The organism is Pontibacter oryzae (genome assembly GCF_003576375.1).
In the GTDB taxonomy this organism is placed as follows: domain Bacteria; phylum Bacteroidota; class Bacteroidia; order Cytophagales; family Hymenobacteraceae; genus Pontibacter; species Pontibacter oryzae.
In genome coordinates this window covers 65,124-86,572 of record NZ_QWGE01000005.1, presented here as the reverse complement: position 1 = coordinate 86,572, position 21,449 = coordinate 65,124, and the positions used below count along the sequence as shown (strand labels likewise).

The 21,449-nt window shown below is 50.1% G+C and carries 13 protein-coding genes; 4 read left to right on the top strand and 9 right to left on the bottom strand.

All coding sequences use genetic code 11. The features are described 5' to 3' along the window. Window positions 1-93 precede the first annotated feature (93 nt). Complete coding sequence (locus D1627_RS15185) at window positions 94-6,465, top strand: T9SS type A sorting domain-containing protein (RefSeq protein WP_158607197.1); 6,372 nt, start codon at window positions 94-96, stop codon at window positions 6,463-6,465. 84 nt (window positions 6,466-6,549) lie between these two features. On the opposite strand, the gene D1627_RS15180 is transcribed toward D1627_RS15185, so the two are convergent. The 5 genes from D1627_RS15180 to D1627_RS15160 form a co-directional block, all read right to left on the bottom strand. Next, on the bottom strand, window positions 6,550-7,113 hold the full coding sequence (locus D1627_RS15180; RefSeq protein ID WP_119433128.1) for a TetR/AcrR family transcriptional regulator: 564 nt from the start codon (window positions 7,111-7,113) through the stop codon (window positions 6,550-6,552). A gap of 15 nt (window positions 7,114-7,128) precedes the next feature. Further along, window positions 7,129-8,232, bottom strand: a complete 1,104-nt coding sequence (locus D1627_RS15175; protein WP_233555654.1) for an MBL fold metallo-hydrolase — start codon at window positions 8,230-8,232, stop codon at window positions 7,129-7,131. A gap of 183 nt (window positions 8,233-8,415) precedes the next feature. Then, window positions 8,416-9,300, bottom strand: a complete 885-nt coding sequence (locus D1627_RS15170) for a ribose-phosphate pyrophosphokinase (RefSeq protein ID WP_119433127.1) — start codon at window positions 9,298-9,300, stop codon at window positions 8,416-8,418. After that, a complete protein-coding gene (locus D1627_RS15165; protein WP_119433126.1) occupies window positions 9,297-10,808 on the bottom strand; it encodes a thymidine phosphorylase family protein in 1,512 nt (503 codons plus the stop codon). Before D1627_RS15165 ends, D1627_RS15170 begins: the two co-directional genes overlap by 4 nt. 10 nt (window positions 10,809-10,818) lie before the next feature. Beyond that, on the bottom strand, window positions 10,819-11,679 hold the full coding sequence (locus tag D1627_RS15160) for a restriction endonuclease (RefSeq protein WP_119433125.1): 861 nt from the start codon (window positions 11,677-11,679) through the stop codon (window positions 10,819-10,821). Window positions 11,680-12,000: 321 nt separating this feature from the next. Here D1627_RS15160 and D1627_RS15155 point away from each other — a divergent pair, with 321 nt between their 5' ends. The 3 genes from D1627_RS15155 (at window position 12,001) to D1627_RS15145 (ending at window position 14,480) form a co-directional block, all read left to right on the top strand. After that, the gene (locus D1627_RS15155; RefSeq protein WP_158607196.1) at window positions 12,001-12,615 is read left to right on the top strand and encodes a zinc-ribbon domain containing protein; all 615 of its coding nucleotides are present in this window, start codon (window positions 12,001-12,003) and stop codon (window positions 12,613-12,615) included. Window positions 12,616-12,785: 170 nt separating this feature from the next. Continuing rightward, window positions 12,786-13,193 carry a hypothetical protein gene (locus tag D1627_RS15150; protein ID WP_147383328.1) on the top strand — a complete coding sequence of 136 codons (408 nt, stop codon included), beginning with the start codon at window positions 12,786-12,788 and terminating at the stop codon, window positions 13,191-13,193. A gap of 240 nt (window positions 13,194-13,433) precedes the next feature. Then, entirely contained in the window at window positions 13,434-14,480 is a 1,047-nt protein-coding gene (locus D1627_RS15145) for a serine hydrolase domain-containing protein (protein ID WP_119433122.1), read from the top strand. A 146-nt stretch (window positions 14,481-14,626) separates the two neighbouring features. Here D1627_RS15145 and D1627_RS15140 read toward each other — a convergent pair whose 3' ends face one another. The 4 genes from D1627_RS15140 to D1627_RS15125 form a co-directional block, all read right to left on the bottom strand. Further along, the gene (locus D1627_RS15140) at window positions 14,627-16,060 is read right to left on the bottom strand and encodes a TolC family protein (RefSeq protein WP_119433121.1); all 1,434 of its coding nucleotides are present in this window, start codon (window positions 16,058-16,060) and stop codon (window positions 14,627-14,629) included. Then, the gene (locus D1627_RS15135; protein WP_119433120.1) at window positions 16,053-19,262 is read right to left on the bottom strand and encodes an efflux RND transporter permease subunit; all 3,210 of its coding nucleotides are present in this window, start codon (window positions 19,260-19,262) and stop codon (window positions 16,053-16,055) included. Before D1627_RS15135 ends, D1627_RS15140 begins: the two co-directional genes overlap by 8 nt. A gap of 27 nt (window positions 19,263-19,289) precedes the next feature. Next, window positions 19,290-20,378 carry an efflux RND transporter periplasmic adaptor subunit gene (locus tag D1627_RS15130; RefSeq protein WP_119433119.1) on the bottom strand — a complete coding sequence of 363 codons (1,089 nt, stop codon included), beginning with the start codon at window positions 20,376-20,378 and terminating at the stop codon, window positions 19,290-19,292. A gap of 166 nt (window positions 20,379-20,544) precedes the next feature. Beyond that, a complete protein-coding gene (locus D1627_RS15125; RefSeq protein WP_147383327.1) occupies window positions 20,545-20,931 on the bottom strand; it encodes a hypothetical protein in 387 nt (128 codons plus the stop codon). Window positions 20,932-21,449: the final 518 nt, after the last annotated feature.

Here is a 21,449-nt window from a genome sequence, read left to right as displayed (position 1 = left end):
TATTGAAAATAGTATGATTTATTACCAAACTGATTTAGAATTATGGAACTTTGCCGGCATAAGCAAAGTTACCGCATTTCTTTAATTCAGTTTATGAAGCAAATTCTACGCTTGCAGCTTTTAGTTATGCTGCTTCTACCTTTCTGGGCATTGGCCGAGGGGTCCAAACAATTGACACCCAATACAACGGGTACTACTGCTAACCTGGCAGACCATAACAATACCCGCGCAGGCTTTCTGGCTCACGATGCCAACTTCCCTAGCCAGGCCGGAGTTTCTGCTTCATCTCTTAGTTTTTTGAAACCCAGAGGCTATAGTTACAATGGGGCAACTTACTCTGAGGATCACCGCCTTTATGTGCGCGTATTGCCGGGTGAGCAGTTGCATTACGGTGTGCACCGTACCTTGCACGACCAAGGTTCCGGAAACCAGGGCGACCTGATTATAACAGTGCGCTACCGCAAGGCCAATGGCACTGAGGTGCTGGTTGGCTCCACAACGCTCACGCGTGATAGAACTTCTTCCAGGCATATGCTTTTGGCAAATAGCCAGGATGGTGTGATTGAAACGGCCCAGCAGGCGCAGAACGGCCCTGCCTATAAAGCAGGTGCTAACGGTTACAGAAGCTTGAGTGTGACAAATGAGGGTGCCGCCGGCGATGTACGTGATTATTTCTTTGAATTTACCCAGACTGGCGAAAGCGCCATGTCAGAAGGCCAGCGTTTCTCGGTATATGATTTCTGGGATTTTACGGTATATGATGCCGGCAAGAATGAGAAACCCGGCCGCTTATACTCCAAGCTCTGGTCTTTCTCGGCAGGAGGGACAAATAATGTGTTCTCTAAGAACTTTAACATGTACCCGCTCATCCCCAGCGAGGACCAGGCAGACAGATACTATGTTAAAAAATTAGAGTTAGCCGGTATTGCCCCGCAAAACTTCTTCCGGTTTGTAACTAACCGCTACGGTGCCGATACCAACGTGGGTAGCACCATCGAAGCCAGGAGAAAGAGCCAGAACGCACAGCGCGATTACCCAGAGTTTAACAACTTCGTAAACAACCCTGATCAGAATATTTGGCCAAGCGCTACCGCACCCGAGTTTAACGTGAGCAGCACAACTACCTGCAATACCAATACAGGCGGAGGAAAGGTAACGTTTAGTGCCTATAGCAGCGAGCGAAGTACGTTTCTGGTGCTCGTTAACCTGAACGGCCAAACAGGTTATCAGCCAGGCACCACAGACGTTTTGCTGGAGCTTAACGGGCCAAAGGGCAACAAAACGATAGAGTGGAATGGCCTGAATGGAAGAGGGGAAGTAGTTGCCAAAAAAACCAGTGTGCAGTACTATTTTAAAAATGCCTCTGCCGCGGTTCACTTTCCGATGTGGGATGCCGAGACCAACGTTGGCGGCTTCAGGGTAGAGGATGTGCGACCGCTGGCAGGCTCGAACTATAACGGCGAATTGTACTGGGATGATAGCAACCTGTCTACAACGGCCTTTCCGGCACCACAAAGCGAACTGTTCGGGGTGGCGTCATCTGGCGGCGTGCACGGTTGGGGAAACACCACTAACAATACCCTTGCCGGGGATTTAAAACTTGTGAATACCTGGACTTATGGATATACAAACTCCAAAACAGAAAGTACTACTTTTGAATATGATTGCAGCGCAGACGTTGGTGTAACGCAAACCGTTTCTGCGGGCCCATATACTACCACCAAGCCTGTTACCTATACCATTGTGGTGACCAACTATGGCCCTGTTGCCGCTACTGGTGTTTCAGTAACCGATAAACTTGATGCCACGAAATTACAGTTTATAAGTGCCTCTGATGCGGCCTACAACAGCAGCACCGGTATCTGGACTATAGGGACCCTAGCCGTTGGTGCCTCTAAAACGCTTACCTTAACTGCACAGCCTAAGGTTATTGGGGATATCGTCACCACTGCCACAAAAGCATCCAGTGAGCAGGATAACGTAGCCACTAATAATTCCCAGAGCGTTACGATCTCCGTTGTGAGCGCTGCGGATATACAGGTGCTAAACACAGTGCCTAAAACAACATACAACAATGGGGAGGTAGTGCCCTATACTTTAAAAGTGAAGAACCTGGGCCCTTCTGCAGCCACAGGAGTGGCCATTACGGATAAGCTTCCGGACGGCCTGACATTAGAGGGCGCGGCCCCTGCAGGATACAATGCATCCACAGGCATCTGGACAGTAGGTAACCTTGCTGTAAACGAAGAGCGAACGTTGATCTTAAACGCTAAAGCATCCAAGCTGGGAACGATTACCACCACTGCCTCGCTAAACGACCGCAGTGCGCACCAACTGGATGAAAATAGCAGCAACAATACATCTGCAAACACGATAACAGTGGGCCCATCGGCCGATGTAGAAGTGAGCAGTGCCGTATCTAACAATGTTCCAAAGCAGAACCAGGTTGTAACCTTTACAATAACGGCTAAGAATAACGGGCCCAACAACGCCACCAATGTGGTGCTGACGAATGCCGTGCCGGCTGGCTTACAGGTGGTCAGCCAAAGTATAACTGCAGGCTCGTTTAACAGCAGCAACAATACCTGGACAGTCGGCTCCATTCCATCCGGTACAACACATACCCTCCAACTCGTAGCTAGGGCTGTAGCTGTTGGCACACACACTGTAACCTCCGCTCAAACGCATACTGAAAACGATGCCGTAGTGGCCAATAACAGTGCTTCGTCTAGCGTTACTGTGAGCCCAACAGCGGATGTTGCCGTTACAAACACTATTTCGCCGGTGAAGGCAAGCTATGCTAACGGTGAATCGGTAACGTACACTATAGTTGTAACGAATAACGGCCCGAGTGCCGCTACCAACGTGAGTGTGCTGGATAAGCTTCCGGCTTCGTTAACAATAGTTAACCCTACTAGTGCCTCCAAAGGTTCTTACGACACAGCAACAGGCACCTGGACAGTAGGATCACTGGCAAGTGGGGCCTCCGAAACGCTGACGCTTCGCGCAACCATCAACCAAAGTGCCGTTATTACCACTACAGCCACCCAGAGCCATACCGAGTATGACGATGTGAATGGAAACAACAGTGCCTCTAACTCAATCAGGTCTGGGAGCGGCACTGTTACCGCAGACATCAACGTGGAGGTAACGGCTTCTACCGCACAAAGCTATACTGGCGAGAACATAACCTTTACTACTCGCCTGACTAATACGGGGCCTGATGCCGCTACTAATCTGGCACTATCGGCTAGGATTCCGGCTGGCATGAGCTTGGTAAGTGCTACACCTAAGATAGGAACCTACGATAGCACGACCGGCCGCTGGACGGTGGGTCAGCTTGCCTCTGGCACATATACCGAATTGATTATGGTGTTGCGGGCAAATTCTGATACGAGTGCACCGGGCGATAAAACCTATACGGTTACTGCAAACGAATTAGTGCTAACAGAATCACAGGGGAGTGATGTCTATAAAAACACAGATTCTAAAGCTGTGGTGGTCAGCAAATCCGGTGATCTGAAAACCTCTATCAGTGTGACGGGAGACGTAGGCGGGGTATACTATAATGGCCTGACAGAAGCAACTTTTACGTTGACAGTTACAAACAATGGGCCCGATAGGCTAACCAATCTTGTTGGCCGCGACACAAGAACAGGGGCTATAACATTTACGTCTACGCCGGTAGCCTCCGATGGCTCTACGTACAACCCAACTACAGGCGAGTGGCGAATACCTTCCCTGGAAGTAGGGGCTTCTACCACACTGGTTGTTAAGGGCAAGCCAAACACTACAGGGCGCTTATTCCTGGGAGGCGAGAAAACATCGCAGGACCAGCATGACCCGAACCTCAGCAACGACAAAGCCATTGCATTGATTGAAGTAGCGCCTGTGGCTGAGCTTGAGGTGACTAATACAGTGGCTGCCGGGCCTTATTATACCGGTCAGAACACAACGTTTACGGTAAAGGTGAAGAACAACGGCCCAGATGCTGCCACTGGTGTAAAAATTCAGGATAAGTTGCCGGCCGGGCTGGAGTTCGTGTCTTATACTTCTACAGCCGGAACGTACGATGCTGCCACCGGAATTTGGACACTGGGGACAAACGTGCTGCCTGGTGGCGCAAATGCCCAGTCTCTGATACTTACTGTAAAGCCAACTTCCACTGCAAATTACATCACGACAGCCTCGGTGAGCACTGCCGGTGAGTATGATGGCAATACGGCTAACAATAGCCAATCGGCAAGCGTGCAGGCCTCTGCTGCAGCAGATATCACTGTTTCAAGTACCATTGTCAGCGGCCCGTACTACATCGGCGAAAAGTACCAGCTAACCCTGACGGCAAGCAATTTGGGACCGGATGCCGCAACAGGTGTTGAGGTTAGAAACGTGTTATCAGAAGGTTTACTGCTTGATGCGGGTTCGACCGTCACTGATGCCGGAACAAGTTACGATGCTGCAACAGGTGTCTGGACTATCGGCAATCTGGCTAATAACCAAAGCAAGAGGCTAACTTTAACGGTTAGCCCTGCCACGTCGGATAAGCAGACCTTTACGAGCACGAAAATAGCCGCCAATGAGCATGACATTAACGGAGGAAACACAGCCAACGGCAACAACATTTATACCTTAAGCTTTAGCGTTACAGACAGGCCGGCAGTTTTAAACCAACTGGTTACAAGCAAGCACTTCCTGTCGTTCAGTACGGGGGAGTTGCTGGCCACCTTCGCTGACCCTGATGGCGTGATCGAGAATGCAACGCTGGTGAACATGGGCGGCAACCTGCCTGCAGGTATAGAACTGCACCAGAACGGTGATATACTGGTTAGAGATAAGCACGCCATCAAACCTGGCGACTATACATTAACCATCAAAACGATAGATGCAGAAGGCGGAAGCACAGAGCAGAACGTTACTTACACCATAACCAACGACTGGGACAATGATGGCATTAACGATGCTGATGATATAGATGACAACAACGATGGAATCACTGATATTATCTCGGGCAATGGCGTGGATCCCCTTGGTGATGATGACGGCGACGGTAAACTTAATTATCACGATCGTGATTTCATCCACCCGGTTTATGGAGTTTTTCGGGATATTAACAACGACGACGTAAACGATGTGTTTGACATGGACCTGGACCGCCGCATTAACTCCCTGGATGCGGACATAGATGGCGATGGCATTGCTAACGTATTAGAAGCTAACAGCGGAAAAATTCCGGAAGGAAATATTTATGCCCCGAATAGCGGCACCATTACAGGCCCTGTAAGCGCGAACGGCATGCCAGTGGCAGCACAAACGACCGGCAACAGCGGTATTGCCAAATTTGATATGCCTGATTCTGACGGCGATTCCTTTATGGACTTCATGGACCTTGATGCCGATAACGATGGCATACTTGACAACCTGGAAGCACAGACTACCGATGGATTTATTAATAAAGTGCTCTTAGATTCGGACCGGGATGGTATCAACGATGCCTATGACCCTGACCATGGCGGCCAGAGCATTACACCGGTTGATACAGACGGCGACAAGATACCGGATTACCTTGACCTTGACTCAGACGACGACGAGGCCCCAGATTTTGAGGAGGCTTTCGATGATGACCGCGACGGCTTTGCACAGAACGACATGATTATCCGGGCTGCGAGGTTCGAGGAAAGTATGGGGGTCGGTTACTACACAGATGAGGATAAAAATAAGAACAAGGTGCCTGATTGGCTGGATAAAATTGATGGCAAACCGGCTTACCTTGTTCCCGAAAGCGGCCACTATTACGATACAGATCAGGATGGCTTCGTAGATCTGCTGGACACCGACGCTGGTGGTCGGCCTGCCGCTTTGCAGCGAACCGGCAACGAAGAGTATGATTTCAGGGATCAGGCTACGATAACACCGCTGCCAGTTACCTTGGCGATGTTCAGAGCCAAAGTAGCCAAAAACGGCGTGCTGCTGGAATGGTCTACAGCTACTGAAATTAACAATGACCGCTTTGTGCTGGAGCGAAGCCTGGATGGAAAGTTATTTAACGCTATAGGTTGGGTAAAAGGAGTCGGAAACAGCAACGCAACGCTTAAATATAAATTCTTGGATGCCACGGTGCCTTCTGGTGTTACTTATTACCGCTTAAAGCAGCTGGACTTCGATGGGAAGTATGAGTATAGCACCGTAGTATCGGTGAACGTGAGCACGGCCATCGATAATCAGAGCCGAAAAGGTATTGTATACCCTAACCCGACCTCGGGTATTGTTACACTGAACCTAAGCGCCTTGCCAGAAGGAGATTACAACCTGACAGTTTTCGGCATAAACGGCAAGCAAGTGCGGCAACTGGTGGTAAAAAGCCAGGTGGAGCAGCAACTGGACCTAAGCAACCTGGCAGTGGGCAAGTATGTTGTTCGCATTCAGGGAGCGGATTTTGTGCAGCACATCAGCCTTATTTTAAAATAGTAAATTCTGAAGCACAGTAAAGCGAAAATGCTGCCTGGTTACCCGGGCAGCATTTTCGCTTTTTTCAATTTATATTCTAACTCGCTACGCTTTCATGCTTTTCCAAAATAGCCGAAAGGCCTTTTCCACTATCTGCTGGCGGTTTTCAGGCTGTGGGCTTTGCGCCAGGTAGTTAATGGTAGCGTTTAGCTGCCCACCGAACAGCGATACGAAAAGCCCGGTTTCTATGGGCGCTATACTTCCTTCGGCCACGGCGTTTTTAACCAACTCTTCGGTAAACTGAAATAGCGAGGCAGCTTCGTCTTTGGTTAGTGCCGAGATGAAAGCGGAGTTGCTGAACATGTTGAAAAAGCGGAAATGGTAAGGGTTTGCCTCAGACCAGCCCACTGATTTTAGCCAGATATGAAATAGCTTGTCGTGCACGGTAGCAGCCTGTTCCAGCCCCTCCTGCATGTGCTTGGATAATGCCGCTTTCGTCTCCAGGTACAAGGCGTTTATCAGTTCATCCTTGCTTTTGAAATATAAAAACAGCGTGCCTGTGGCCACGCCAGCCTTTTTGGAAATGGCAGCCGTGGACGTATGCTGAAAGCCGTTTTCGCAGAACAGCTGCAGGGCTGCAGAAATAATTCGGTCTCTTTTCTCTGACATAGATGCGCTCTGTTTTTAAAGTTTCCACCACTGTTTGGCCGGGTATTCCGTGCCAAGCAACACGGGCTCGCCGATCATGGGCGTGGTTAGTGAAACCTGCTTTTCGCGGGCGCTTTCCGTTACGCGGTGCAAGGGCTCATCCCAGTCGTGCAGGGCCAGGGCGAACTTGCCCAGGTGCACCGGAAACAGTACCTCGGCGCGCAGGTCGAGGGAGGCTTGCACGGTTTGCTCCGGCATCATGTGTATGTATGGCCAGTTTTTGTTGTATTGGCCGGTTTCAAGTATGGCCAGATCAAAAGGCCCGTAAGCCTCGCCAATCTGCTTAAAATGTGTATCGTAGCCGGAATCTCCGCCAAGGTATACGCGGTGCGCCGGCATCTCCAGTACATAAGAGGCCCACAGCGATTTGCCCCTCGACAGGCCACGGCCGGAGAAGTGGCGGGCAGGCGTGGCCGTGAGCTTCACCTCGCCGAAGGTAGCAGCCTCCCACCAGTCCAGTTCCGTTATTTTATCCTCCGCAATGCCCCAGCGCTCCAGGTGCGCACCCACACCCAGGGGCACCACATAATGCTTCACTTGGTTTTTTAAAGCCAGAATGGTTTTATGGTCGAGGTGGTCGTAATGGTCGTGGGAGATCACGAGCAGGTCTATCTCCGGAAAGTCTGCGGAAGTATAATTGTTGGCTCCCTCAAAGGCTTTCACCATAAAAGATACCGGCGAGGCGTAGCCACTGAACACGGGGTCAACCAATATATTTTTCTCACCGGATTTTATTAAGTATGAAGAGTGCCCGAACCAAAACAAGGCCGGTTTATCGGCGGCAAAGCGCTTCAGGTCTGACTTCACGAACGGAATGGGCTGGCTGGGCTCGGTATCTTTGGATTTGGTGAAGAAGTCGTAGAGCATGCCCACGAACGAGGCATTCTCGGCTTGCACCGGCGTTTCAGAAAGGTTCTGGAAAGAGCCGTTCTTGTAGTTAGGTGAGTTCTGGACACGCGTGAGGCGCTTGCCATTGGGTGTTTTGCCAAAGGTGCCTTGCTGCATAAACACAAAGCCAGCCAACGACAGCACAGTTAGGATTAGGAAAGAGTATAGCATGATTTTCTTGAGTAAGCGCATGTATAACTTAGCAACGAAAGTATAAAAATGACTAATCAGTCAGTGAAAGTATAAACTCTATTTTAGCCTGGCAAGTTCCACTGCAGATTTTATACTTGTTCATCAGAGTAAGCAGCACTAGTTACATCAAACAGAGTAATAATCAGCTTGATTACCAGAAGCGTAAAAGTATAAACCCGTGCTTTATAGCTGCTGCAGGGCTTGGGCCAGTAGGGGGGCAATATTGATGGCGTTGGAGGGATGTGGAATGGTATTGCAGGTGACAATGCGGGCAGCGCCAGCCTGCTGCAGGGCCTGGTAAGCGTGCGGGGCAAAAACCGCGTGAATGCCCAGGCACACCGGGCGTGCAGGCGTTAGCTGCTTTAAATGGTGTATGGTTTCGAGCATGGTGTGGCCCGTGGAGATGATGTCGTCGGCCAGCACGGGCGTATGCTGCGAGTAAGCGCCTATTTCCGGCAAAGACACTTGTACCGTTTTATCGCCGCGCCGTATTTTTTGCAGTACCAGGTAAGGCGCGTTTGCCCGGGCAGCAATGGCCGCCACCCATTGCCGGCTTTCCTCGTCGGGGCCGATCAGCAGCGGCTTGCTTACGTTTGCCTTCACCCAGTCGGCCAGCGTTTGAGCGGCGTGCAGGGCCGTGGCAGGTATGGTATACAGCTCGCGCATACTATGGAAGCGGTGCAAGTGCGGATCGATAGTGAGCAGGCAGTCGAAAGTGCCGGAGAGCAGCCCGGCAAAAATACGGGAGCTGATGGCCTCGCCAGGCTTAAAGCGGATGTCCTGGCGCATGTAGGCAAGGTAGGGGGCAAGCAGGCAAACCTGGGCAGCACCTAACTCACGGGCAGTTTGGGCCAGAAAAAGCAAGGGCAATACTTTGCTGTTCGGGTGGTGCAGCGTGCAGACAATAACCACTTTTTTACCGGACACGTCCGAAAGTATGCGCACGTAGCTCTCGCCATCCGGGAAATGTCTGATAGTAGCCTCGCCGGTTTCGGCCTGAAGTATACTTGCCAGTTGCCTGGTCAGGGCCTCGTTGCCGGGCATCGAGAAAAGTATGATGTTGCTCATGGGCTTGCCAGTTCTACAATGTGGTCTGTGGTGTGCATGTATGCCAGGGCATAGTTTATCTCGCCTTGCGTTTCGGAGAAGATAGTGAATAGTGGCTGGCCTTTTTCCATGTGCTTTCCGATGGGTGCGTGGTAAAGTATGCCTGCCCCCGGCGATTTGGGTGCCCCGGCCAGTTTGGCCACTTTTGCCAGTTTACGGTTATCCACGCTTTTTACCAGCCCGGAGCGCTCTGCCAGCACATCGTGGCGAAGCGGCGCAGCCTGTGGCTCCCGGAACCCGCCCTGCGCCTGGCAGATCCGGTAGAATTTATCCAGTGCCTTTCCGCTTTCGAGTATGCTTAGGGCCGCTGCGGCGCCTTTGCCCTTGTCGGCTTTGCCTGCGCCTTCAAGTATGAGCCCGGCAAGCTGTATGGCCCGCGTTTTCAGGTCTTGCGGGGCGTTAGGCGCGTTTCGGAGCACAGCCAGCACATCCTGTGCTTCCAGGGCAGGCCCGATGCCCCGGCCAACCGGTTGGCTGCCATCGGTTATCAGCACATCCAGTTCCATACCTATGGCCAGCCCCACCGCCCTGAAGTAATACTCCAGCAAGAAAGCTTCCTCGCGGGTGCGTATTTTGGCCGTAAGCCCAACGGGTATATCAATGATAGTATGCGTAGAGCCCGCCGCCGCTTTTTTAGACAGCACTGAGGCGATCATCTGGCCGGCACTATCAATGTCCAGTGCTTTTTCTACGGCTATTATCACATCATCCACCGGGCTTAGTTTTACCGCCCCGCCCCATACCATGCAGCCGCCTTCCTGCCTTACAACCGCCTGTATCTGCTCCAGGGTAAGGGTTACGGGCGTCATGGTTTCGATGACATCGGCAGTTCCGGCAGGCGAGGTAATGGCCCTGGATGAGGTTTTGGGTATGACCAGTCCAGCCGCCGCCACGATGGGCACCACAATAGGGGTGGTGCGGTTGCCTGGCAGCCCGCCCACGCAGTGCTTATCCATGATGCGGGGCACGGGCCAGCTGAGCGTGGTGCCGGAGCTGATCATGGCCCGCGTGAGGTAGATCACCTCGTCCAGGGCAAGGTTATCGCCGGAGCAGACCGTTACGAAAGCCGCGATTTCTATTTTGGAGTATAATCCGTGAGTGATGTCTGTGATGATGCGCTGCAAGGCCGACTCGTTAAACTTTTTGCCGAACATTTTAGCGCGCACCTCGCTGAACGAAAGTATGGGTTGCACGTGCGTGACCGTGATCAGGTCGCCTTCGCGGGCCTGCAACTTCCTGAAGCCCTCCTCCGAGAGCACCGCCTCGTTCTCCGCGATCAGCTCGGAGGTAATCACATTCAGGGTGGCAATGATGCTGCTCCCATTCAGGTTAACCGATACCCTGGTGTTCGCCGTGAAGCCCTCGGAACGGCATACCAGACAATCGGAACGCATGAAAATGATGTTCTCGGTATGGGTATCGATGCCCAGTTTGCGCAAGCGCAGAATATTGCTGACTTCCTTTGACATAACTCAGGTTTTAAGCGGTTTCTGTGGGCTCATGCGGGCTCCCGCACAGGGTTTCCACTTCGGCTAGCACACTGGCCAGGTGGTTTTTTCGCACGCCAGCCTGCAGCAGTAGTTTTTCCTGGTGCAGCAGCTCCTTGCAAAGCACAATGCGCTTATCCAGCAGGTGTTGCTTCTCGGTGTTGGAGAGCGTGGTGAGGCAGGTGATGGGGTAGAGGCTAAACGAGTCTACCAGGTCTTTCAGCCCTCCCTTGTCCGGGTAGTCCCAGCCGATCAGATGCAGGTTCATGCAGGTGGCGTAGCGCTGGGCATCCTCTGTGAAGCGTGTGTTGGTGACCACCCAGCCCTGGTGGAAACGTATCTCGTAATCGTGCTCCGAGGGCCATACTTTCTCCACATCCTTAAACCGCGACTGGATGTACATCGGGATCTTTACATCAGACTTCGTGCTGCCCTGGTTATGGTATTTGCACTCAATCATGTTTGTCCTGCCGTCGCGGGTGGCAACCACGTCAATCTCATGCCGGATGCACTGGCCATCCACAAATACGCCGATGTGGGTGTCATACCCCTGCATTTTAAGTAGTTCGGCCACAAACTTCTCGAAGGGAAAGCCCGAAGGGCCAAGTTGCATGATGCCCTGCTTCAGGCTGTAGCGCGCGGCGGTTGGCTTGGAGAGCTTCTTGAGTATTTTGTAGGCGTAGCGGTATATCTTTTTGGTGGTGATGCCCCTGTACAGCAGCGGCTCCAGCTCTTCCAGCACCTGTTCCGCCAACTGCGCGCTGGCCCCGGAGCGCCGCAGCGACTGCAACAGTTTACCGACAGAAAAACGAACCTCTTCGCCAGAGGCCTTGGTTACGATCAGATCGTTCATGGGCTGTAGGTTTCAGGTTTATACTTGGCTGTTGATAATGGCGAAGTATATCGAGCAATATATGTTATCAATATACTGATGATCAGCCAGAAAAGGTGCTGCTGTGCCGCGTGCCTTAATTTAAGTTATAGCTAGTTGCTTGAAATGACGTGCAGTATCCTGAAAATATAATATTTGGAGAATATACTGCCGCTGAACTAGCAAAAAATCCTATATTGTATCGGCGTATGCTGGCTGAACACCAGCGTCAAACCTCCACACATAGTGCAGATAGCAGGAGTAGGTACTCCTGCTATCTGCACTATGTGTGGGATTATAAGCATGAAAGAAGAAAACCTATATGATAGCTATAGATGTCCCAACTGTAATCAGTTAAGGAATGTTAAGGAATTGACTCAATTGTTTAAATGGAACGAGCAATTCAAGTTTCCTTACATGATTTCGGTTTTGGGTGCAGCACGGCAAGGTCATCTGAAATGGGCTTGTGATAATTGCATTCTAAATGAAAAAGTGATTTTGGGAAAGCCAGAAGAACAAAATTGGACTGGGATCACATATCCTTTCTTCACTTACAATGATGAAACACTAAAATGTCAGAATTGTAATTGCCTCTTCGAATTTTCAAAAGAAGAAAAGAAGTTCTGGTACGAAGACTTGAAGTTTATTGTCTGGTCATACCCAAAGTACTGCCCAACATGTAGAAAGAGAATCAGAGAGCCTAAGGTTAAAAGCAAAAGGCTAACGAATCTGATAAATAATGTAGAGCAAGCAAACGCTGACGAGTTAGAAGAGATAATAGAAATCTTCTTGGACTTCAGAAATTTTGAAAAGGCTAGATACTATCTATCGGTCTTGAAAAAGAAAAATTATGTAAATGAAGTCAGAATTGCTCTCATCAAAGACAAAATAAATAACCTCGCACAACAAAGTTCATAATACAGGCTTCAGCTATGCTTCGCCCACATTATGCACAAGACCGTTAACAGTAAATGAAGTTATAAATGAGAGGAATTTTACACCTTAAACATTGGCAGATTTTTTTGATATTGATGTTTTCAATGTTGGTAAGCAATTCTACGATTGAAGATTACTCAACTGTGAATGATATGTTAGGAATCATAGGTGTGGTTCTGTCCTTTTCACTTCTGGTTGCCTACGGACATTACCTCTATGACCACCTGCCAAGGAAGACAGAGTTAAACTACAATCTGTTTATCATAAATGCATTTCTAACTATCGCATCGCTCATAGCAGTAGCCATACTCACAGAATCCAACGAAGTAAGTCTTACAGGAATCTATGCGCTACCAGGCTTCTACATTTTTTATGCCTTCTTACATACTATAGCATTCCCAGTAAAAGTCTTGAAATCTATTGAATTGAATCGGGAAGCTAGATTTGGGGAATATAGAGGACTGTTCTTTGGGATAATCTTCTGGCCATTCTGTATCTGGTTTATTCAGCCAAGAGTGAATAGGATAGCAAGAGAAGAACAAGCCGAATTAGAAGTATGAAGAACATGTTCTGCCAACACGGCACAGGCTCCACACTCGGCTATGCCTCACTCGCAGCCTGTACTAACCTTTAAGCTTAATAAGCAGCTAGCACCATAGAACCAATACTAAGAAATAAGTCATCAACCAATGTGCGCATACCCAAATGGGATCCAGGCGGACATATCTTTTTAAGCTCCTTGTAGCAATGGCACCAGTGCCGTCATGAGTAATTTAAAAGACATACTTACCTGAACGAACATGGCAAAAAAGCGAGCACGACGGATCTTCGGAATAGGGCTAATCATAGCAGGAGTCATCTCGCTGTTCTTTGTGCCGTGGCTTTTGGTTAAGGCGTGGGTACTTCCGCTGCCGGCTACGGTGAAGGAGCAGGTCGACGAGGCTATTGGGTATGGGTTTGATGGGATGATCGTTTACGTAGACCAGGGAGGTAAGCCAGCGCAGTACTTTTCCGGCGGATGGCACAACCGGGAAGCGAAGATACCTGCCAAACCCCAGGCTCTGTTTAAGCTGGCCAGCATCAGTAAGCTATACGATGCCGTGGCCGTGACCAAACTGGTAAGTGCCGGGCGGCTTTCTCTGGATAAGACCGTTGCGGATTACTTGCCCGAGCTTGAAGGAAGAATCGAAAATGCTGATAAAATTACCCTCCGGATGCTGGTGCAGCATAGAAGCGGCATCCCAAATTATACAGACGCTCCAAATTATTGGGCCGCTCCAACCCAGAGCTACGAGGAAAGCCTTGCCTTAATCCTGGACAAGCCGGCCAACTTCGAGCCCGGCCAGGAGTATGAATACTGCAATACAAACTACCTATTACTAAACAAGATCATGGATAATGAACTGGGGTATGAGAACTTCCGGTTCATAAAAGAAGAAATCCTAATGCCGCTGCAGCTTACCCATACCTTTGGCTCGCTGCGCGAGGTGAACATGGATGATGTAATGAGCGGCTATCATGTAGGGCACCCTTATGATTTAAAGACAGACGATCTGGGTATGCTGGCCACTGCAGAAGACGTAGGCACCTTCGTGAGGGCCTTGAACGATGGCTCTTTGTTTGGCCCGGGAGAACAGGAAATTTACGCTTCCATTTACGAGTATGAACATGCCGGTTGGGTGCCAGGCTACCAGAGCTTTGCAACATATCACAAAGACCTGGATGCCGTGGTGGTAGAGTTCTACAGCACCACCGATCCTAAACTGTACAACTGGAACCTGTCGGAGATCATCAACAGCAGAATTGTTAAAATACTGACAAGGCAGCAGGGGCAAAGCAAAGAGTAAAAACGTTTGGGAGACTATCTTAAAACCTCAAAAAGTAAATTGGAGAGTATAACAAAAGAGCCATTCTGCAACATAGCAGAATGGCTCTTAAAGTATAGGCTGTACTCAGGTTATAAGTATAAAACCGGAGTACTGCTTGCAAGAACTTAATTCCAGCCGCCGCCGAGTGCCTGGTACATGGTTACCATGGCGTTCATTTGCTTCATCTTCGTTTCGATCAGCTCAAACCTGGTTTCCAGTGCATCGCGTTGGGTCATCAGTACCTCCATGTAATCGGCCCGGGCAGAGCTGAAGAGGTCGTTAGAGATGTTCACGGACTGTGTGAGAGCCTGCACCTGTTGCGTTTTGAGGTCGTAGCTCTTCTCCAGGTTGCTGATGTTCGATACCTGGTTGGCAACCTCGATGTATGCCTTCAGGATAGTGCGCTCATAATTGTAGATGGCCTGAATCTGCTTGGCGTTGGCGCTGTAATAGGTCGCTTTTATGGCGTTTTTGTTGATAAGCGGAGCAGTTAAATCTCCGGCCAGCGAGTACAGCAGTGATTCCGGCGCTTTCAGCAAATACGAAGGGTTAAAGGCCTGGTAGCCGATACCTGCCGTTATCCCCAGCGAGGGGTAAAAGTTAGCCTTTGCCACCTGCACATCCAGTTTGGCTGCCGCCAGGTCTAGCTCGGCCTGCTTGATGTCGGGGCGGTTCTCCAGCAACTGCAATGGCACACCGGCCTGTATCACGGCCGGCGATAAATTGCTGAACGCCTTGGCGTCCCGGGCAATGGGCTGCGGGTAGCGGCCTACCAGGAAGTTTATGCGGTTCTCGGTTTCCGTTATCCGCTGCTGAATGTCGTACTGCAGGCTTTTTGTGCTAAGCACCTGGGCCTCGAACCTGCGTACGGCTAACTCGGTTACGCGCGTAGCCTCTTTTTGCAGTTTGACTATTTTCAGGGCATTGGTTTGGATCTCGATGTTTTGCTGCACAATGTCCAGCTGGTTATCCAGGGCAAGCAACTCATAGTATGAATTGGCCAGTTCGGCCACCAGGTTGGTCACCATAAAGTTCTTCCCCTCAACAGAAGACAGGTACCGCAGCACCGCCGCCTGCTTGGCGTTGCGCAGCTTGTGCCACACGTCCACTTCCCAACTGGCAAAAGCGCCTACCAGGAAATCTGGCAGCGGCTCGGGCATTTCCTTCTCGGGCTTTATGTTGGTGGTTGCCTCCATGGCCCCAATATTGGTATAGCGGGCCACTTTGTCTAAACCGGCGCCGCCGCGTAGCCCTACCGAGGGCAGGTACTCGCCTTTGCGGGCTCTAACCTCGTTTTGGGCCATCTGTATCTCCTGCATCGTAATGTTCAGCTCCTGGTTGTTTTGCAGGGCCGTATCGATGAGGGCCTTTAAGTATGGGTCGGCATAGAATGTTTGCCATACTTGCCTTGCCGTGTTGGTTGTGTCCTGCGAGTCTTTATAGCTCGCAGGCACAGCCGTGTTCACAGATTTTTCAACTAACGATGGAGTTTTACATGCCGTAAAGGTCAACGACATACAAGCTACTCCCAAGCTTAGGGATATTATTCTTTTAAGCATTGTACTCAACTTCATCGGTTATAAGTTCTTCGTCCTCGTCATCTTCGTGCACAAAACCCTCGGTCAGCGGGTTCTCGTTCTCTCCTTTTATCAGGTGGCGGCCATCTGCCATGTGGGCGAAGATGTAGTATAAACCGGGCACGATGATAACCCCGAAAATGGTTCCGAACAGCATACCACCCAGTGCTGATGCACCGATGGTTCTGTTACCGATAGCACCTGCACCCGTAGCAATGATCAACGGGATAAGACCGGCGATAAAGGCAAAGGAGGTCATGAGGATAGGGCGGAAGCGCACTTTAGCGCCCTCTATCGCGGCATCAAGTATGGATGAGCCCTGCTGGCGCTTCTGCACGGCAAACTCCACGATCAACACGGCGTTCTTGCCCAGCAAACCAACCAGCATGATCAAACCGATCTGTGCATAGATGTTATTCTCCAGCCCCATAGCCTGCAGCAGCATAAACGAGCCAAACACCCCGACAGGCAGCGAGAATACCACGGCCAGCGGAATAATAAAGCTTTCATACTGCGCTGCCAGCACCAGGTACACGAACAGCACTACGATGATGAACACGTACAGCGACTCGTTTCCGCGGGTAGACTCGTCGTAAGAAAGGCCTTCCCAGGCAATGTCGTAGCCTCTTGGCAGGCTCTCGCGGGCAACTTCCTGTACCGCTTTAATGGCATCGGCCGTAGTATAACCCTTCGCTGGCTGGCCCTGTATTGCCGCCGAATTATACATGTTGAAGCGCGTTACCTCGTTCGGGCCCTGCGTTTTCTTCAGCTTCATAAAGGCAGAGTATGGCACCATTTCGCCCTGGTCGTTCTTCACGAAAAGCTTCAGCACATCCGACGGAAGCCTTCTGAATTGCGGGTTGGACTGCACGTATACTTTAAAGAACTGGCCGAATTTGATAAAACCCTGCTCGTAGGTACTACCGATCAGGATGTTCAGGTTCTCCATCGCTTTGCCAATCGAAACACCCTTCTGCATGGCCAGGTTGTTATCAATCTCCAGCTCGTACTGCGGGTAATTGGCCGCGAAGAAGGTAAACAGGCCGGATAGCTCCTTGCGCTTGCGCAGGTTATCCATAAACTCCTGGTTGATCTTATCGAACTCGTGGTAATCAGTGTCGGTGGTCTTATCCAGCAAGCGCATCGAGAAACCGCCTGACGAACCAAAGCCCGGAATTGCCGGTGGCTCAAAGAATTCCACAATGGCACCCAGCCCGTGCGATTTCTCTTCCAGCTCTTCCATGATCTCCTTTACGGTATGGTCGCGCTCAGCCCATGGTTTTAAATTGATAAGACAGGTACCTGCGTTTGAGCCACGGCCCTCGGTCATGATCTCGTAACCAGCCAGCGAGGAAACAGACTCAACACCTTCCACTTCTTCACAAACCTTTTGCAGCTTCTGCGATACTTGGTTGGTTTTCTCGAGCGTAGAGCCCGGAGGCGTCTGGATGATGGCGTAGATCGTGCCCTGGTCTTCGTTAGGTATGAAACCTGCCGGAAGGATCTGGTTCTCGTAGAAAATACCCGCGCCAAAGGCCAGAAGTATGGCAAAGGTCAGCCACCTTCTGCTCACAATCGATTTCAGCAAGCCAACATACTTTCCTGTCAGTTTATCAAAGCCGCTGTTAAAGCTGTCGAGCGACTTGGTAAGCAGGTTCTTTTTCTTCTCTTTGCCATGGTGGTTCTTCAGCATCATGGCACACAGCACCGGGGTTAGGGTAAGGGCGATAATGGCCGAGATAACAATAGAGCTCGCCATCGTGATAGAGAACTGGCGGTAGAAAGTACCCACTGGTCCCGACATGAACGAAATTGGCAGGAACACGGCAACCATTACGGCCGTGATGGCGATAATTGCGCCACTGATCTCACCAAGCACTTTTTTAACGGCAGCATAAGGCGATAAATGAGGCTCTTCTTCCATCTTGGCATGGACGGCCTCCACCACCACAATCGCGTCATCGACCACAATACCAATGGCCAGTACAAGCGCGAACAGGGTAACCAGGTTAATGGAAAGCCCAAAGAACTGGATCACGAAAAACGCTCCTACCAGCGACACGGGAACCGCAAGGATCGGGATAAGGGTTGAGCGCCAGTCGCCGAGGAAGATGAACACCACAATGGCCACAAGTATAAACGCGTCGCGCAACGTATGGATCACTTGCTCAATGGAGGCGTCGAGGAACTGCGATACGTCATAGCTGATCTTGTAATCCATGCCCGGCGGGAAGGTGGCCTTCATCTCGTCAAGCTTGGCTTTTACCTCCTCAATCACGTCGCTGGCATTACTGCCGTAGTTCTGCTTTAATACAATAGCCGCCGAGGGGTGGCCATCCAGGTTAGAGTAAATATCGAAGAACTCACTGCCGAGCTCAACGGTGGCAATATCGCCGAGGTGTATACTTTCGCCCTTTGAGTTGGCACGCACAATGATGCCCTCATACTCTTCCGGCTTGTTGTAGCGCCCTTTGTAGGTAAGCACATATTCCAGCGACTGCGCGGCGATGCCCGAGCTTTGCCCCAGCCTACCGGGGCGGCCGATGATGCTCTGCTCACCCAGGGCCTCCATTACTTCCTCTACGGAGATGCTGTAAGCACGCATGCGGTCAGGGTTTAGCCACACGCGCATGGCATAGCGGCGGCTACCCAGGATCTGCGCCCTGGCCACACCTTTGGTGCGCTGAATTTCAGGGATCATCTTCACGGTGGCGTAGTTGAACAGGAATTTCTCATCCATGCTCTCATTCTTGGAGTAGAGGTTAACATACATCAACATACTCGGCTGAATAGGCGTGATCACCACACCTTCGCGCTGCACGAGTTCTGGGAGGAGCGGCATCACCTGGTCCACCCGCGTTTTCACCCTGATTACCGCATCATTGGGGTCTGTTCCGGGCTCAAAAATAACGCGCAGGGTGGCCTCACCGGCACTGGTGGCATCGGTGGCAATGTAACGCATGTCCTGCACGCCGTTAATGGCGTTTTCAAGGGTGATCAGCGTGGAATTCACCAGTACGTCGGCACTGGCACCGGGGTAGGCTATAAAGATATTTACGGTTGTGGGCGCAATCTCGGGAAACTGCGAAATAGGCAGCTTCTTAATGGCAAGCGTTCCCACAAACACGATCATGACCGATATGACGATAGCGAATACGGGTCTATGTATGAATTTGCTAAACATTAGTTTATACTTTTAGGTGTTGCCCGATTATTCTGCATACAAGTCCAGGTCAGAAATGACAGACTTAGGCTCCATAAATGTGTATTGAATTTTTTCCTTTTCGCGCACCAGGCGCAGGCCTTCCAGCAGGAATTTGTCGTCTTTCTTCAGGCCACTTTGCACCACGTAAATGTGTGGCAGTTCCGCAGAAATACTGATCTCACGCGAGCGTAGCACATTGTTTTTATCCACCACGAAAACATACTTCTTATCCATCACCTCGAAGGTGGCCTTCTGCGGAATGATCAGCGCATTAGAGATAGGCACACTCATGCGTATGTTACCAGTTTCGCCGTGGCGCAGCAGCCCCTTAGGGTTAGGGAAAGTGGCCCGGAAGGCAATGTTTCCGGTCTCGTTGTCGAAGTCGGCTTCAATGGTCTCCACAACGCCTGTGTTGTCAAACACTTTGTTGTTGGCCATCAGCAGGTTAACCCTGGCTTTTTCCTCCTGTTTAGCTGCTGTTTTATAGTCCAGGTATTTGGCCTCCGGCACGTTGTAGTATACCCACATCTTGCTGTTATCAGAAAGCTCGGTCAGTAGGTCGCCTTCGTCCACGAGGCTGCCCTGGCGCACATGGAAGCGGTCTATGATGCCATCAAACGGCGCTCTGATCTCTGTGAACTGCAAATGAACCTGTGCCAGCGCGAGCTCCGCCTTTGCCTTGTCCAGGTTAGCTTTTGCCATGGCCAGTTCGTTTGGCGATACTACGTTGCTGTCGGCGAGTTTCTTTGTGTTGAGGTATTCTATTTGGGCGGCACTAGCTTCTGCCTGAGCCTTTTGTAGCTCTGCCTCATATAGCTTAGGCATTATTTTAAACAACAGCTGGCCTTCTTTAACAGACTGACCTTCGTCTACAAAGATTTTTTGCAGATAGCCTCGTTCCATTGCCCTTAGTTCGATGTGGCGTATAGACTGGATCTGGGAAACATAATCCTCGGTGAGGGTTGTATCCATTACCACAGGGCTGGTAACAAGAAACTTAGTTTCAGCCTCTTCTTTTTCTTCTCCTTTGGATTGGGTACAGCTTGTCTGGCACACAATGGCGCACAAGCCAATGAGCATGAGAATTCTCTTCATGGAAACTTAGTATTAAAACGATAAGAGTTAATTGATGAATATGTTGAGAAGTGTGTATAGCAACATACACAAGCGAAACCCTTGGCGCGAATGGCTTACGGGTTAGTCGCAGTAAATCCTGGAAATAGGAAAGCCAGGATATCAGGAGATACCTGGCAAAAGAAAGTTAGACCCTAAATACCTGTAGGGTAATGTGCCATCTGTAGGCAGAGAAAAGGGATAAGTGCTTCGAGAAGTTGAAGCATTTGTTGAGGTAGCGGAACAAATAACCGCATATGAAGGCATAAACGATAGCAGCCACATACCTGGCGCTATCCAAAAAGGCTTTTAGCGAAAGCGATTCGTCCTCCTCGATCTCAAACTCGGCTGTAAGGAGCTTTCGGTGGTTTTTCTGGGCAGTGCCCGAAGAAGAGGAGGTGCTGAAATACGAGGCCTGTTCGGTAGGTGTGGCACAAAAAGTGGCCGTTTCCTCCTCAATTGATTTCTTGATGGAGGAATAAAAAGTGCTTTCTTTGGCTGTATGCGCTGATAATGAACCATATCCGCTCAACAAAAGAATGCACAGGGGTAGAAGATATCTCAAAAAGGCCTTTATCATCTGGCAGCAAAACTACATCATGAGAATACCAGAGGCAAGCAACCCATGTTAATTTATTTTTAAAAGCAAACAGTGCAACGGCTAATTGTATTGATTTCTGGTTTTTGTAAAGGGTTCATAGTTAGTGGATTAACCTAGTTTCGAATGTATGAGACTACTTAAAACAGTGCCAAATGCTGAGATTAACCATAGCTACAGATAAGTGGGCTATTACATTGCACAAGTATGATTTGGCCCATCGGCTATAGTTAAGGATTTTGTATCACTAAGTATATCAATCCATTGGCCAGTAAATCCCTGTTATTTATCGAATTGGCAAAACAAGATGCAAATTCAACGGTAAAAAATACTATGCGGTTTTAGATTAAGCTATCTGCTTTCCTAAACTTAGATTAACTTCCTCACAAGCCCACAGCAATTTTACTCCACCCAGTAATTCAGTTAGCCTAGTCATACTTTTAGCCAACCTGGTT

Coding starts and splice junctions, on each gene's coding strand:
- D1627_RS15160 (WP_119433125.1), bottom strand. CDS start 11,679: ATGAACGATCTGATCGTAACCAAGGCCTCTGGCGAAGAGGTTCGTTTT.
- D1627_RS15130 (WP_119433119.1), bottom strand. CDS start 20,378: ATGAAGAGAATTCTCATGCTCATTGGCTTGTGCGCCATTGTGTGCCAG.
- D1627_RS15140 (WP_119433121.1), bottom strand. CDS start 16,060: ATGCTTAAAAGAATAATATCCCTAAGCTTGGGAGTAGCTTGTATGTCG.
- D1627_RS15155 (WP_158607196.1), top strand. CDS start 12,001: ATGAAAGAAGAAAACCTATATGATAGCTATAGATGTCCCAACTGTAAT.
- D1627_RS15165 (WP_119433126.1), bottom strand. CDS start 10,808: ATGTCAAAGGAAGTCAGCAATATTCTGCGCTTGCGCAAACTGGGCATC.
- D1627_RS15150 (WP_147383328.1), top strand. CDS start 12,786: ATGTTAGGAATCATAGGTGTGGTTCTGTCCTTTTCACTTCTGGTTGCC.
- D1627_RS15170 (WP_119433127.1), bottom strand. CDS start 9,300: ATGAGCAACATCATACTTTTCTCGATGCCCGGCAACGAGGCCCTGACC.
- D1627_RS15135 (WP_119433120.1), bottom strand. CDS start 19,262: ATGTTTAGCAAATTCATACATAGACCCGTATTCGCTATCGTCATATCG.
- D1627_RS15145 (WP_119433122.1), top strand. CDS start 13,434: ATGGCAAAAAAGCGAGCACGACGGATCTTCGGAATAGGGCTAATCATA.
- D1627_RS15185 (WP_158607197.1), top strand. CDS start 94: ATGAAGCAAATTCTACGCTTGCAGCTTTTAGTTATGCTGCTTCTACCT.
- D1627_RS15180 (WP_119433128.1), bottom strand. CDS start 7,113: ATGTCAGAGAAAAGAGACCGAATTATTTCTGCAGCCCTGCAGCTGTTC.
- D1627_RS15175 (WP_233555654.1), bottom strand. CDS start 8,232: ATGCGCTTACTCAAGAAAATCATGCTATACTCTTTCCTAATCCTAACT.